The organism is Streptomyces sp. NPDC034043, from assembly GCF_055575675.1.
In genome coordinates this window covers 121240-135744 of the sequence record NZ_JBVISF010000012.1, presented here as the reverse complement: position 1 = coordinate 135744, position 14505 = coordinate 121240, and the positions used below count along the sequence as shown (strand labels likewise).

Genomic DNA, 14505 nt, shown 5'->3' with positions numbered 1-14505 from the left:
CGCGGCCTACTCCCAGTCCCAGGCGATCCCCAGGATCCCGCACCGGACGCCCTGCTCCACCAGGTGCACCGCCCGGTGGCGCCCGCTCGGCGTGAGGTCGCCGAGGTCGGTGCGCGGGGACCGGGGGCCCGCACGGGCGAAGCGGCGGCAGCGCACCGGCAGGGCCGCCTCGTCGAAGGAGACCTGGAGCATGTACTGCCCGCCCGCGTAGCTGAAGCCCCGTACGTACTCCGTACTGCGCCCGCCGGTGCCGTCTTCGATGCCGTAGCCGAAGACGTACGTGTCCCCGCGCCGCAGCCGCGCGTCGAACAGCAGCTCCGCCACCACCACCCCGGCCTCCCGGTGGCAGCGCACCCGGCCCGTACGGCAGTTCTCGTACGCCGTCACCTCCACCCGCGTCGCGTCGCAGCCCGGATCGCCGTGGTGGACGGCGAGGTAGCGGTCGACGCCGTCGCGGTGGGCACGGACGATCTGCTGCGACTCCCGGGTGCGCAGCTCGCCGCCCGGCCCGATGCGGACCCGCTCGTGGTGGCCGAGCGAGTGCAGGCCGCCGTCCGCCGGGAGCTCCAGCCCGGCCAGCAGCTGCTCCACCGCCGCGCCCACGCTCACCAGCGCCCGGTACGAGCGGGTGGCCGGGCGGGCGCCGGAGGCGGGGACGGGGTCGGCCAGCAGGCGCAGCAGGGCGCCGGCGGGCAGCTCCAGGATCTCCTCCAGGGCGGAGACCGCCCGCAGGGACTCGGGACGGCGCGGCCGCCGGGCACCCTGCTGCCAGTAACTGAGGCTGGTCACCCCGACCTTGACGCCGCGTGCCGCGAGATGGTGCCGCACGCGCTGCAGGGGCAGGCCGCGGGCGGCGAGGGCGGCGCGCAGGGCGAGGTGGAAGGGGCCCGCGCCGAGCAGCTCTTCCAGTTCCGCCGCCGCTGCCGTGTCTGGCCGGTCGCCGGTGGGCCGCATGGCGACTCCTCTGTGAACGTTCACGCGCGCCGGGTGGGGGCCGGGGCGGTGGTGCCGGGGGACCTGGTGGAACGGCGGCAACCGTTCACACCACAGCCACACCGTTCACACTGCAATGTCACCGCGTATTGAAGCGTGTTGACCTGATCGCGACAACACCCTGATGCTCCTCCACAGCGTCCGGACGCGCTCCCCCCCCCACACCTCGAGTCCCCACCTCGGGAGGAACGCGATGCGCAACAGAAGCGGGCGGCTGTCCCTGGCCGCCATGATCTCCGCCCTGCTCCTCGTCCTGCTGCCCGTCGGCATCGGCGCCGGTACCGCCACCGCCGCCACCACGGGCGCGGACACCGCGAGCACGGCCCTGGCGTACAAGCGGCTCGACATCACCATGCAGGCGCAGCAGAAGAGCAACTGGTGCTGGGCCGCCGGCGGCAACACCATCGCCACCTGGTTCGGCCGCGCCTACAGCCAGAACCAGTTCTGCAACGCCGCCTTCAACCGTCAGCAGGGCACCGAGTGCCCCAACAACCAGGCCACGCTGGGCAACGTCCAGACCGCCCTGCGCTGGGCCGGCATCAACGCCGGCAGCTATGTGAACGGCTGGCTCCAGTACTCGACCGTACAGACCGAGATCAACGCCAACCGGCCGGTCGAGACCCGCATCCAGTGGTCCAACGGCGGGGGCCACATGCACGTCGTCTACGGCTACGACACCGCCGGCAGCTGGGTCTACTGGGGCGACCCCTGGCCCTCCAGCGACCGCTACAACTGGGCCTCCCACGCCTGGTACGTGGACAACAGCACCTTCTCCTGGACCCACTCCCTCTACCGGATCGGGGCGTGACCGCCATGACCCTGCGCGCCTCCGCCACCGTCCTCGCGGCCGCCGCCGTCCTGTGGGCCACGGGCGGGCAGGCCTCCGCCGCCCCCGTACCGCAGCCCCAGGGCGTCACCGCCGAGACCCGGGCGGCCGCCCGCGAGGCCGCCGCCGCGCCCGCCACCCTGGCGACGCTCTCCCGCTTCTTCGCCCGTGAGGGGAGGATCCCGGAGGTCGAGGCCCGGCCCCGGATCGAGGGTGAGGTGACCCCCGTGCGCTATCTGTCGCCCGACTTCGTCGCCGGGAAGGCCGGGGCGCCGGTCGCCCGTCTGGAGTTCCTGGCGAGCGCGGCGGTCTCCTCGGACGGGCAGAAGGCGGCCCTGTGGACCGCGAGGACCGGGGCCGGCTGGCAGGTGGTGAACATCGCCACCGGCGACGACGAGTTCCGCTACGCCCGGCTGGGCGCGGAGAGACTGCCCGGCGGGACGGTGTTCCGCGAGCCCCAGACCGACGCCTGGTACGTGGCACGGGAGGACCGGGTGCTGCCGCTGGACGAGGACGCCGCGCGGGCCGTGGGCGACCGGGGGACGACGCTGGCCGGTTACCGGGCCCGGGTGACGAAGCTGTACGGCGACAAGCTGCCGGCGTCCGCGTACGCGAAGGAGGGCAGGGCCGGGGGCTTCGCCGACGCGGGCGGGGACGCCGGCGCCGGGCCCGCCGGGGCGCCGGTGGCGGTGGCCGCCGGGGCGCTGGCGCTGGGCGCGGCCGGGGCGGTAGCCCTGCTGCGGCGGCGCCGCCCCGGCGCCGGGGCGTAACCCCGGCCCCCGGTCCCACCCGCCCGCGGGGCCCGGCACCCGCCCGGGCCCCGCGAGGCGGGCGCCCGCGAGGCCGGGCCCCGCGAGCCGTCCCGCGGATCCGGCCCCGCGAGCCGTCCCGCAGGCCCGGCCCCCGGCCCCTCCGTCGTCCCGCTCCCTCCGGCTGCCGCCGGGGGAGCCCCCCCCCGCGCCCGGCCCGCACGCCGCCGGTCCCGCTCGTGCCCACGCCCGCGGGACCGGTTCCGCACCAGCCGGGCCGCCCGGTGGTGCCGGGGGTTGTCGGCCCCCGCCAGTAGGGTGGTTGGCATGGCCGACCCTTCCAGCTACCGTCCCGAGCCCGGGCAGATCCCCGACTCCCCGGGGGTCTACAAGTTCCGCGACGACCACCGCCGGGTGATCTACGTCGGGAAGGCCAAGAGCCTGCGCCAGCGCCTCGCGAGCTACTTCCAGGACATCGCCGGCCTCCACCCCCGTACCGCCACCATGGTCACCACGGCCGCCTCCGTCGAGTGGACCGTCGTGTCCACCGAGGTCGAGGCGCTCCAGCTCGAATACTCCTGGATCAAGGAGTACGACCCCCGGTTCAACGTCAAGTACCGGGACGACAAGAGCTACCCCTCCCTCGCCGTGACCATGAACGAGGTGTACCCCCGGGTCCAGGTCATGCGCGGGCCCAAGAAGAAGGGCGTGCGCTACTTCGGCCCGTACGGGCACGCCTGGGCCATTCGCGAGACCGTCGACCTGATGCTGCGCGTCTTCCCGGTGCGGACCTGCTCCGCCGGCGTGTTCAAGCGGTCGGCGCAGATCGGCCGCCCCTGCCTGCTCGGCTACATCGGCAAGTGCTCCGCACCCTGCGTCGGCCGGGTCACCCCCGATGAGCACCGCGAACTCGCCGAGGACTTCTGCGACTTCATGGCGGGCCGGACCGGCACCTACCTCTCGCGGCTCGAGAAGCAGATGCACGAGGCCGCCGAGGAGATGGAGTACGAGAAGGCCGCCAGGCTGCGCGACGACATAGGCGCCCTGCGCCGCGCGATGGAGAAGAACGCCGTCGTGCTCGCCGACGCCACCGACGCCGACCTCATCGCGGTCGCCGAGGACGAGCTGGAGGCGGCCGTGCAGATCTTCCACGTCCGCGGCGGCCGGGTCCGCGGCCAGCGCGGCTGGGTCACCGACAAGGTGGAGGCGGTGGACACCGCCGGGCTCGTCGAGCACGCCCTCCAGCAGCTGTACGGGGAGGAGAAGGGCGAGGCCGTCCCCAAGGAGGTGCTGGTACCGGCGCTCCCCGAGGACACGCCCGCCCTCAGCCAGTGGCTCGCCGGCCGGCGCGGTTCCGCAGTCAGCCTGCGCATCCCGCAGCGCGGGGACAAGAAGTCCCTGATGGAGACCGTCCACCGCAACGCCCAGCAGTCCCTCGCCCTGCACAAGACCAAGCGCGCCAGTGACCTCACCACCCGCTCCCGGGCCCTGGAGGAGATCGCCGAGGCCCTGGAGCTGGACGGCGCGCCCCTGCGCATCGAGTGCTTCGACATCTCCCACCTCCAGGGGGAGGACGTCGTGGCGTCGATGGTGGTGTTCGAGGACGGGCTGGCCAGGAAGAGCGAGTACCGCAGGTTCCAGATCAAGGGCTTCGAGGGCCAGGACGACGTCCGGTCCATGCACGAGGTCGTCTCCCGGCGCTTCCGCCGCTACCTCCAGGAGAAGCTGAAGACGGGGGAGTGGTCCCCCGAGGACGGCGAGCCGGAGGACGACGGGCGGCCCAGGCGTTTCGCGTACCCCCCGCAGCTCGTCGTCGTCGACGGCGGGCAGCCCCAGGTGGCGGCCGCCAAGCGGGCCCTGGAGGAGCTCGGGATCGACGACGTGGCGGTGTGCGGGCTCGCCAAACGGCTGGAGGAGGTCTGGCTGCCCGGCGAGGACGACCCCGTCGTGCTGCCCCGCACCAGCGAAGGCCTCTACCTGCTCCAGCGGGTGCGTGACGAAGCCCACCGGTTCGCCATCCGGTACCAGCGCGACAAGCGCGGAAAGCGCCTGAAGGCGGGCCCGCTGGACGAGGTACCGGGCCTCGGGGAGAGCCGCAGGCTGGCCCTCGTCAAGCACTTCGGTTCGGTGAAGAAGCTGAGACAGGCGACAATCGAGCAGATCTGCGAGGTCCCGGGCATAGGCCGCAAGACGGCGGAGACCGTGGCCGCCGCCCTCGCCGGGGCGGTTCCCGCCGGTCCTGCCGTCAACACGGCGACAGGAGAGATCATTGAGGACGAGGTGTCCGCACCTGCGGAGACATCGCCCGAACGGGGGACCGCGCCATGACCGAGCACGAGACCGCACAGACCGCACAGACCGCACAGACCGCACACACGAACGAGCACGACCGAGACGGAGCACAGGTGAGTACGGGCACGACCGTGGAGCCCGGCGACAACGCCGAGGCGGCCATCCCCGAGCTGGTGATCATCTCCGGGATGTCCGGAGCCGGCCGCAGTACGGCGGCCAAGTGTCTGGAGGACCTCGGCTGGTTCGTCGTGGACAACCTCCCGCCGGCGCTGATCCCCACCATGGTGGAGCTCGGCGCCCGCTCCCAGGGCAACGTGGCGCGGATCGCCGTCGTCGTCGACGTCCGCGGCCGCCAGTTCTTCGACGCCCTGCGCGAGTCCCTCTCCGACCTGGAGGCCCGCGGCGTCACCCGCCGCATCGTCTTCCTGGAGTCCTCCGACGACGCGCTGGTCCGGCGTTTCGAGTCGGTCCGCCGCCCCCACCCGCTCCAGGGCGACGGCCGGATCGTCGACGGCATCGCCGCCGAGCGCGACCTGCTGCGCGAGCTGCGCGGCGACGCCGACCTGGTCATCGACACCTCCAGCCTGAACGTGCACGAGCTCCGCGCCAAGATGGACGCCCAGTTCGCGGGCGACGAGGAGCCCGAGCTGCGGGCCACCGTCATGTCCTTCGGCTTCAAGTACGGCCTGCCCGTCGACGCCGACCTCGTCGTCGACTGCCGCTTCATCCCCAACCCGCACTGGGTGCCCGAGCTGCGCCCCTTCACCGGCCTCAACGAGGAGGTGTCGGGCTACGTCTTCAGCCAGCCCGGCGCCAAGGAGTTCCTCGACCGCTACACCGAGCTGCTCCAGCTCATCGCCGCCGGCTACCGCCGCGAGGGCAAGCGGTACGTGACCATCGCGGTCGGCTGCACCGGCGGCAAGCACCGCAGCGTGGCCATGTCCGAGAAGCTCGCAGCCCGCCTCGCGTCCGAGGGCGTCGAGACCGTCGTCGTCCACCGGGACATGGGGCGCGAGTGACCGGTCGGACCCTGCGGCTGCGCCGCCTGCGCCGCCTCACCCCCGGCCGGGGCGAGGACGGCGCGGGCCGCGCCGGCCGCCGCGGCGCGGCGGCGAAGGTGGCCGCACCCAAGGTCGTCGCCCTCGGCGGCGGCATGGGCCTGTCGGCCTCCCTGGCCGCGCTGCGCCGGATCACCGGCGAGCTCACGGCGGTGGTCACCGTCGCCGACGACGGCGGCTCCAGCGGACGGCTCCGGGAGGAGCTGGGCGTGCTGCCCCCCGGCGACCTGCGCAAGGCGCTGGCCGCGCTGTGCGGGGACGACGACTGGGGGCAGACCTGGGCCCGGGTCATCCAGCACCGCTTCCAGTCCGAGGGCGACCTGCACGGCCACGCGGTCGGCAACCTGCTGATCGTCGCCCTCTGGGAACAGCTCGGCGACCCCGTCCAGGCCCTGGACCTGGTCGGGAAGCTGCTGGGCGCGCAGGGCCGGGTACTGCCGATGTCGGCGGTGCCGCTGGAGCTCCAGGCCCTGGTCAAGGGACACGACCCGGCGCGCCCGAACGAGGTCGACACGGTCCGGGGGCAGGCCACGGTGGCCCTCACCCCCGGTGAGGTGCTCTCCGTGCAGGTCGTGCCGGCCGACCCGCCGGCCGTGCCGGAGGCCGTCGCCGCCGTGCTCGACGCCGACTGGGTGGTCCTGGGCCCGGGGTCCTGGTTCTCCTCCGTGATCCCGCACCTGCTGGTGCCGGAACTGCTCGACGCGCTGGCGCAGACGAAGGCCCGCAGGGTCCTGTCACTGAACCTGGCACCGCAGCCCGGCGAAACCGAGGGCTTCTCTCCGCAGCGTCATTTGGAGGTTTTGGCCCGACACGCCCCTAAACTCGCCCTGGACGTGGTGCTGGCCGACGAGGCCGCCGTGCCCGACCGCGAGTCCCTCGCCGATGCCGCGAAACGGTTCGGTGCCGCGGTCGAGCTGGCTCCAGTGGCCTGGCGTGGGGGTAACTCCCAGGCCGAAGGCGCTGGGGGAGGTTCTCCGAAGCACGATCCGGAGCTGCTGGCCGCCGCGTACGACCGTATTTTTCGGATGCATGGAAGGATCGGCCCATGGCGATGACGCCCGCGGTGAAGGATGAGATCTCACGCCTCCCCGTCACCCGGACCTGCTGCAGGAAGGCGGAGGTCTCGGCGATCCTGCGGTTCGCGGGCGGCCTGCACCTGGTGAGCGGCCGCATCGTCATCGAGGCGGAGCTGGACACCGGCATCGCCGCGCGACGGCTGCGCAAGGACATCCTGGAGATCTTCGGACACTCCTCCGATCTGGTGGTCATGGCCCCCGGCGGACTGCGCCGCGGCAGCCGTTTCGTCGTGCGCGTCGTGGCGGGCGGGGACCAGCTGGCACGCCAGACGGGCCTGGTGGACGGCCGCGGCCGCCCCATCCGGGGTCTTCCCCCGCAGGTGGTCTCCGGGGCCACCTGTGACGCGGAGGCGGCCTGGCGCGGTGCCTTCCTGGCCCACGGCTCCCTCACCGAGCCCGGGCGGTCGTCCTCCCTGGAGGTCACCTGCCCCGGCCCGGAGGCCGCCCTGGCCCTGGTGGGCGCCGCCCGCAGGCTCTCCATCGCCGCCAAGGCGCGCGAGGTGCGCGGCGTGGACCGGGTCGTGGTCCGCGACGGGGACGCCATCGGCGCCCTGCTGACCCGCCTCGGCGCCCACGAGTCGGTGCTGGCCTGGGAGGAGCGGCGGATGCGGCGCGAGGTGCGCGCCACCGCCAACCGCCTCGCCAACTTCGACGACGCCAACCTGCGCCGCTCCGCGCGGGCCGCGGTGGCCGCCGGCGCCCGGGTGCAGCGCGCCCTGGAGATCCTCGGCGAGGAGGTCCCCGAGCACCTCGCCGCGGCCGGCCGGCTGCGCATGGAGCACAAGCAGGCCTCCCTGGAGGAGCTGGGCGCGCTCGCCGACCCGCCGCTGACCAAGGACGCCGTCGCGGGCCGGATCCGCCGCCTGCTGGCGATGGCCGACAAGCGGGCCCAGGACCTCGGCATCCCGGGCACCGAATCGAACCTGGACCTCAGCGAGGAGCTGGCCGACAACATGGCGGGCTGACCAGCGGCTCCCCGGACGTACGCCCTGACCGGCCCGCACGCCTCCGCGTGCGGGCCCGTTCCGTTCCCGGTTTGTCCCGTTGACATGGGCATCGCCGGATCGTGAGCCTGGCGTCCGAACGTTTCGTGGCAGACGACGCCCAGGGGGGCACATGAGGCACCGCGCGAGATCGATCCTCGCCGCAAGCGCACTCGTCCTGGCAACCACACTCGCCGCGCTGCCCGCCGCGGCACAGCCCCGGCCCGCGTCCGGCACCGCACCCGCCGCCGACGAGGTACGGACCTACGACGCCGACATCACCCGCGAGCAGGTCCCGCTCGTCCTCGCCGCCGGCCAGGACGGCCACGAACTCTCCGAGCGCGCCCCCGAGACCGGGACCGCCCGGGTGGAGCTCTTCCTCACCGGGGAGCAGGCCGCACGGCTCGCGGCCCAGGGGATCCGGCTCGCCGAGCGCAAGGTCTCCCCCCAGGGGGCGGCCCGCGCCAAGGCCGCCGGGGACGGGGTCTTCCGCCCGTACAGCGGCAAGGGAGGCCTGCGGGAGGAGATCCTGCGGACCGCGCAGGAGAACCCGGCGCTCACCAAGGTCGTCTCCATCGGCAGGACCGTCCAGGGCAAGGACATCCTCGCCCTCAAGGTCACCAAGGACGCCAGGAGGACCGAGGACGGCGACAAGCCGTCCGTGCTCTACATGTCCAACCAGCACGCCCGCGAGTGGATCACCCCCGAGATGACCCGGCGGCTGATGCACCACACCCTGGACAACTACGGCAAGGACGAACGGATCACCCGGCTGGTGGACTCCACCGAGCTGTGGTTCCTGCTCTCCGCCAACCCCGACGGGTACGACCACACCTTCACCTCCGACAGCGCCCGGCTGTGGCGCAAGAACCTCCGCGACAACAACGGCGACGGCAGGACCACCGCGGCCGACGGGGTCGACCTCAACCGCAACTTCGCCTACAAGTGGGGCTACGACAACGAGGGTTCCTCCCCCAACCCCTCCAGCGAGACCTTCCGCGGCCCCGGGGCGCAGTCCGAGCCCGAGACCCGGGCCCTCGACGCCTTCGAGAAGCGCATCGGCTTCGCGTACGCCATCAACTACCACTCGGCCTCCGAGCTGATCCTGTACGGCGTGGGCTGGCAGGTCGCCACCCCCACCCCGGACGACGTCGCCTACAGGGCGCTCGCCGGCACCCCCGAGAAGCCCGCCGTCCCCGGCTACCGCCCGCAGCTCTCCTCCGAGCTGTACACCACCAACGGCGAGGCCGACGGCCACGCGGCCAACGCCAACGGCGTCATGATGTTCACCCCGGAGATGACCACCTGCCAGACGGCCTCCGCGATCGACCCGGACGACGCCTGGAAGCCCGAGGACTGCGCCTCCGGGTTCAACTTCCCGGACGACGAGAAGCTGATCCAGCAGGAATTCGCCAAGAACGTCCCCTTCGCGCTGAGCGTCGGCGAGAGCGCCGCCCACCCGGACCGGCCCTCGTCCTCCGTCGGCACGAGCGCCGCCGACTTCACCCCCGACCCCTTCACCACCTCCTACGCGGCCCGCGGCGAGGACCAGACGGTCGCCGTCACCGCCCGCAAGGCGCTCGAGGACAAGCGGCTCAACTTCCGCGTCAACGGCGGCCGTACGCACGACGACGAGCTCAGGGCCTGGAAGGGCGGCAGCGTCTACGGCGGCGAGGACAACAACTGGTTCGACGAGTACCGGGCCACGGTGGACGGCACCAGGCCCGGCGACGAGGTCGAGGTCTGGTTCACCGGCCGCGACCGCTCCGGCGCCCTCGTCTCCAGCGAGCGCTTCACGTACACCGTGGCGCAGCGCCCCCGCGCGGACGTGCTGGTGATCGCCGAGGAGGGCGCGAAGGCGCGGCACGCCCAGAGCTACGTGGACGCGCTGCGGGCCGGCGGGAAGTCCGCGGCCGTCTGGGACGTGGCCACCCAGGGCGCCCCGCACCGCCTCGGAGTGCTCTCCCACTTCGGTACGGCCGTCCACTACACCGGCGCCGCGGCCCCCGGCGGCCCCACCCAGCTGGCGGTCCGCGAGTTCCTCAACGAGGGCGGCAAGCTCGTCGAGGCCGGGGAGCTGGCGGGCGGCCGGGCCCAGGTCGGGCGGGCCCTGACCGACGACTTCAGCCAGTACTACCTCGGCGCCTACGGCCGCACCCCGGCCAAGGGCGCGACCGGCTTCACCGGCGCGGGAGCCCTCGCCGGGACCAAGGGCTCCCTCGGTGACGCGGCGGGCCACCCGCTGGGCGCCCCCGGTGCCTACACCGTCACCTCCGACAGCCTCCCCGCGGCGCAGTTCCCGCAGTTCAGGAGCGCTCAGGCGGGCCAGTACGCCGGAGTCGTGAACCCGTACGCCCCTTATGCGGGCAGCGGGATGGCCGCGGCCGCCCATGACGACGACGACTGGAAGCGGCTCACGCGCACGATCGACCTCACCCGGGTCACCGCCGCCGACCAGCCGAAGCTGAGGATGGCCCTCAACTGGAACACCGAGGAGGGCTACGACCACGCCGTCCTGGAGGCCCGTACGGCCGGCGGGGACGACTGGACCACACTTCCGGAAGCGGGCGGGCTGAGCTCCGCCACAGTCCCGGCGGAGTGCGAGGCCGGATTCTTCCTGGGCGGCCACCCCTTCCTGCGCCGCTACCTCACCCTGGACTCCGGTGGCTGCACCGCCTCCGGCAGCAGCGGAGCGTGGCACAGCTTCACCGGCTCCTCCGGGGGCTGGAAGCAGGCCGCCTTCGATCTGAGCCCCTACGCGGGGAAGACGGTCGAGGTCTCCCTCTCCTACGTGACCGACCCCGGATCGGGCGGCCGCGGCGTCTTCGCCGACGAGGCGCGGGTGTCCGTGGGCGGCGCCGACCAGCCCGTCGAGGGGTTCGAGACCTCCCTCGGGGCATGGGCCGCGCAGGGCGCGCCCGCCGGAAGTCCGGACGTTCCGGGGGATTGGTCCAGGTCCGGAGAGCTCTTCAAGTCGTACGCGGCGGTCACTACGCGTGACACGGTCCTGCTCGGTTTCGGGCTGGAGCACGTCCCGGCCGCGGCGGACCGGGCCGCAGTGCTCCGCAAGGCGCTCGCGTCGCTGGGCCGCTGATCCGCCACCCGGTCCCCGCTCACCCTGAGTGACGGGGGCCGGAATCCCCGGGGTCCCGTGCCGTGGCCACTGGTACAGGGCTTCGGGGCCTCCCCCGTGGGGCAGGGGGAGTGTCAGGCCCCGACCGATGTCACTCCGAAGCTCACAGAGAGGTAGGGTCGTAAGCGGTCGGGGACATCCCATACAGCTCGCCGGCGGGACAGGCCGGCGCACCAACGAGGAGATCGGTTCGTGACGATCCGCGTAGGCATCAATGGTTTTGGCCGAATTGGCCGTAACTACTTCCGGGCTCTTCTCGAGCAGGGAGCGGACATCGAGATCGTCGGTGTCAACGACCTGACGGACAACGCCACCCTGGTGCACCTGCTCAAGTACGACACCATCCTGGGCCGCCTCAAGGCCGAGGTCTCCCACACCGACGACACCATCACGGTCGCCGGCAACACCTTCAAGACCTTCGCCGAGCGCGACCCCGCGAACCTCCCGTGGGGCGAGCTGGGCGCCGACATCGTCATCGAGTCGACCGGCATCTTCACGAAGAAGGCCGACGCGGCCAAGCACATCGCGGCCGGCGCGAAGAAGGTCCTCATCTCGGCTCCGGCCAAGGACGAGGACATCACCATCGTGATGGGCGTCAACCAGGACAAGTACGACGCGGCCAACCACCACGTGATCTCCAACGCCTCCTGCACCACCAACTGTGTGGCGCCGATGGCCAAGGTCCTCGACGAGAACTTCGGCATCGTCAAGGGCATGATGACGACGGTCCACGCCTACACCAACGACCAGCGCATCCTGGACTTCCCGCACTCGGACCTGCGCCGCGCCCGCGCCGCCGCCGAGAACATCATCCCGACCTCCACCGGTGCCGCCAAGGCCACCGCGCTGGTCCTGCCGCAGCTCAAGGGCAAGCTCGACGGCATCGCCATGCGCGTCCCGGTCCCGACCGGCTCGGTCACCGACCTCGTCCTGGAGCTCGACCGCGAGGTCACCAAGGACGAGATCAACGCCGCCTTCCAGAAGGCCGCGGAGGGCCAGCTCAAGGGCATCCTCGACTACACCGAGGACGCGATCGTCTCCTCCGACATCGTGAACTGGCCGGCCTCCTGCACCTTCGACTCCTCCCTGACCATGGTCCAGGGCAAGCAGGTCAAGGTCGTCGGCTGGTACGACAACGAGTGGGGCTACTCCAACCGACTCGTCGACCTGACCGTCTTCGTCGGCGGTCAGCTCTAAGAACGTAGGGCAAGGCAACACGATGTGAGCACAGGGTCCGTTCGGCGCGATGAGGCGCCGTCCGGGCCCTGTCGCTTGCCTGGTCCTCCCGTCCTCGCCCTCCGGGTGAAGGTCTCCTAAGGAGTAGGAAACACATGAAGACGATCGACGAACTGCTCGCCGAGGGCGTCGCCGGCAAGCGGGTCTTCGTCCGCGCCGACCTCAACGTGCCCCTGGCGAACGGTGAGATCACCGATGACGGCCGCATCCGCGCCGTCCTGCCGACCATCGCGAAGCTGGCCGAGGCCGGCGCCCGCGTGGTCGTCGCCTCGCACCTGGGCCGCCCCAAGGGCGCCCCGGACCCGGCCTTCTCGCTCGCCCCGGCGGCCAAGCGGCTCGGCGAGCTGCTCGACGCGGAGGTGGCCTTCGCCACCGACACCGTCGGCGCCTCCGCCAAGGAGACCGTCGCGGCCCTCGCCGACGGACGGGTCGCCGTCATCGAGAACCTGCGCTTCAACGCCGGCGAGACCTCGAAGGACGACGCGGAGCGCGGCGCCTTCGCGGACCAGCTCGCCGAGCTGGCCGACGTCTACGTCGGCGACGGCTTCGGCGCCGTCCACCGCAAGCACGCCTCGGTCTTCGACCTGCCCGCGCGCCTCCCGCACGCGGCCGGCTACCTCATCGCCACCGAGGTCGGCGTCCTGCAGAAGCTCACCGCCGACGTCCAGCGCCCCTACGTGGTCGTCCTCGGCGGGGCCAAGGTCTCCGACAAGCTCGCCGTCATCGACGAGCTGCTCGGCAAGGCCGACCGCATCCTCATCGGCGGCGGCATGGCCTACACCTTCCTCCACGCCAAGGGCTACGAGGTCGGCATCTCCCTGCTCCAGAAGGACCAGGTGGACACGGTCAAGGAGTACATGGAGCGCGCCGAGCGGAACGGCGTCGAGCTGGTCCTGCCCGTCGACATCCTGGCCTCCTCGGACTTCCCCGACCTCAAGGGCAAGACCCCGGCGGAGTTCGTCACCGTCGCCGCGGACGCCATCCCCGCGGACAAGGAGGGCCTGGACATCGGCCCCAAGACCCGTGAGCTGTACGCTTCGAAGATCGCCGACGCCGCGACCGTCTTCTGGAACGGCCCGGTGGGCGTCTTCGAGCACCCCGACTACGCGGGCGGCACCGCCGCCATCGCGCAGGCCCTCCTCGACAGCCGGGCCTTCACCGTGGTCGGCGGTGGCGACAGCGCCGCCTCCGTCCGCATCCTCGGCTTCGACGAGAACGCCTTCGGTCACATTTCCACCGGTGGTGGCGCCAGCCTCGAATACCTCGAGGGCAAGACGCTCCCCGGCCTCGCCGCCCTGGAGGGCTGAACCCCCATGACCACTGTGAACGGCCGCACCCCGCTGATGGCGGGCAACTGGAAGATGAACCTCAACCACCTCGAGGCCATCGCCCACGTCCAGAAGCTCGCCTTCGCGCTCACCGACAAGGACTACGACGCCGTCGAGGTCGCGGTGCTCCCGCCCTTCACCGACCTGCGCTCGGTCCAGACCCTGGTCGACGGCGACAAGCTGAAGATCAAGTACGGCGCCCAGGACATCTCGGCGCACGACTCCGGCGCGTACACCGGTGAGATCTCCGGCCCGATGCTGTCGAAGCTGAGCTGCACCTTCGTCGCCGTCGGCCACAGCGAGCGCCGCCAGTACCACGGCGAGGGCGACGAGATCTGCAACGCCAAGGTGAAGGCCGCCTTCCGCAACGGGATCACCCCGATCCTGTGCGTCGGCGAGGGCCTGGACGTCCGCAAGGCCGGCAACCAGGTCGCGCACACGCTGGCCCAGGTCGACGGCGGCCTCAAGGACCTCCCGGCCGAGCAGGCCGAGTCCATCGTGATCGCGTACGAGCCGGTCTGGGCGATCGGCACCGGCGAGGTCGCCACCCCCGAGGACGCGCAGGAGGTCTGCGGGGCGATCCGCGGCCGCCTCGCCGAGCTGTACTCCCAGGAGCTGGCCGACAAGGTCCGCATCCAGTACGGCGGCTCGGTCAAGGCCGGCAACATCGCCGCGATCATGGCCCAGCCCGATGTCGACGGTGCGCTGATCGGCGGCGCCGCGCTGGACGTGGACGAGTTCGTCAAGATCGTCCGCTTCCGCGACCAGTGAGTATGCGGTAGGGCCGATCCGTCGTACCCTTGCGGGGGCCGGGGGCCGCGTACGCGCGGC

At 72.3% G+C, this 14505-nt stretch carries 11 protein-coding genes; 10 read left to right on the top strand and 1 reads right to left on the bottom strand.

The genetic code is table 11. The features are described from left to right. Nucleotides 1-6 precede the first annotated feature (6 nt). Nucleotides 7-954 (bottom strand): hypothetical protein, encoded by a 948-nt coding sequence (locus ACZ51S_RS26230; protein WP_468803167.1) that lies wholly within the window; start codon nucleotides 952-954, stop codon nucleotides 7-9. A gap of 232 nt (nucleotides 955-1186) precedes the next feature. Between ACZ51S_RS26230 and ACZ51S_RS26225 the strand changes: the two genes are divergently transcribed. From ACZ51S_RS26225 to tpiA, 10 genes are all read left to right on the top strand, one after another. Beyond that, nucleotides 1187-1801 carry a papain-like cysteine protease family protein gene (locus tag ACZ51S_RS26225; protein WP_468477668.1) on the top strand — a complete coding sequence of 205 codons (615 nt, stop codon included), beginning with the start codon at nucleotides 1187-1189 and terminating at the stop codon, nucleotides 1799-1801. A 5-nt stretch (nucleotides 1802-1806) separates the two neighbouring features. Further along, nucleotides 1807-2589 carry a hypothetical protein gene (locus ACZ51S_RS26220; protein WP_468962148.1) on the top strand — a complete coding sequence of 261 codons (783 nt, stop codon included), beginning with the start codon at nucleotides 1807-1809 and terminating at the stop codon, nucleotides 2587-2589. A 306-nt stretch (nucleotides 2590-2895) separates the two neighbouring features. Beyond that, entirely contained in the window at nucleotides 2896-4896 is a 2001-nt protein-coding gene (gene uvrC / locus ACZ51S_RS26215; protein WP_468477667.1) for an excinuclease ABC subunit UvrC, read from the top strand. After that, a complete protein-coding gene (gene rapZ, locus ACZ51S_RS26210; protein ID WP_468962115.1) occupies nucleotides 4893-5879 on the top strand; it encodes an RNase adapter RapZ in 987 nt (328 codons plus the stop codon). Before uvrC ends, rapZ begins: the two co-directional genes overlap by 4 nt. Then, nucleotides 5876-6973, top strand: coding sequence for a gluconeogenesis factor YvcK family protein (locus ACZ51S_RS26205; protein WP_468803168.1), 1098 nt, complete (start codon nucleotides 5876-5878; stop codon nucleotides 6971-6973). The genes rapZ and ACZ51S_RS26205 overlap by 4 nt, the downstream gene beginning before the upstream one ends. Then, entirely contained in the window at nucleotides 6964-7959 is a 996-nt protein-coding gene (gene whiA / locus ACZ51S_RS26200) for a DNA-binding protein WhiA (protein ID WP_030237199.1), read from the top strand. Before ACZ51S_RS26205 ends, whiA begins: the two co-directional genes overlap by 10 nt. Nucleotides 7960-8110: 151 nt before the next feature. After that, entirely contained in the window at nucleotides 8111-11071 is a 2961-nt protein-coding gene (locus ACZ51S_RS26195) for a M14 family metallopeptidase (protein WP_468478725.1), read from the top strand. A gap of 231 nt (nucleotides 11072-11302) precedes the next feature. Beyond that, the gene (gap, locus tag ACZ51S_RS26190; RefSeq protein WP_388935085.1) at nucleotides 11303-12307 is read left to right on the top strand and encodes a type I glyceraldehyde-3-phosphate dehydrogenase; all 1005 of its coding nucleotides are present in this window, start codon (nucleotides 11303-11305) and stop codon (nucleotides 12305-12307) included. A gap of 134 nt (nucleotides 12308-12441) precedes the next feature. Continuing rightward, nucleotides 12442-13653, top strand: coding sequence for a phosphoglycerate kinase (locus ACZ51S_RS26185; RefSeq protein ID WP_468478724.1), 1212 nt, complete (start codon nucleotides 12442-12444; stop codon nucleotides 13651-13653). 15 nt (nucleotides 13654-13668) lie between these two features. Beyond that, a complete protein-coding gene (gene tpiA / locus ACZ51S_RS26180) occupies nucleotides 13669-14445 on the top strand; it encodes a triose-phosphate isomerase (RefSeq protein WP_468478732.1) in 777 nt (258 codons plus the stop codon). Nucleotides 14446-14505 lie beyond the last annotated feature (60 nt).

Excerpts from the sequence above, each read along its gene's own strand:
- ACZ51S_RS26230 (WP_468803167.1), bottom strand. The coding sequence starts at position 954 with ATGCGGCCCACCGGCGACCGGCCAGACACGGCAGCGGCGGCGGAACTG.
- ACZ51S_RS26225 (WP_468477668.1), top strand. The coding sequence starts at position 1,187 with ATGCGCAACAGAAGCGGGCGGCTGTCCCTGGCCGCCATGATCTCCGCC.
- ACZ51S_RS26220 (WP_468962148.1), top strand. The coding sequence starts at position 1,807 with ATGACCCTGCGCGCCTCCGCCACCGTCCTCGCGGCCGCCGCCGTCCTG.
- uvrC (WP_468477667.1), top strand. The coding sequence starts at position 2,896 with ATGGCCGACCCTTCCAGCTACCGTCCCGAGCCCGGGCAGATCCCCGAC.
- rapZ (WP_468962115.1), top strand. The coding sequence starts at position 4,893 with ATGACCGAGCACGAGACCGCACAGACCGCACAGACCGCACAGACCGCA.
- whiA (WP_030237199.1), top strand. The coding sequence starts at position 6,964 with ATGGCGATGACGCCCGCGGTGAAGGATGAGATCTCACGCCTCCCCGTC.
- ACZ51S_RS26195 (WP_468478725.1), top strand. The coding sequence starts at position 8,111 with ATGAGGCACCGCGCGAGATCGATCCTCGCCGCAAGCGCACTCGTCCTG.
- ACZ51S_RS26185 (WP_468478724.1), top strand. The coding sequence starts at position 12,442 with ATGAAGACGATCGACGAACTGCTCGCCGAGGGCGTCGCCGGCAAGCGG.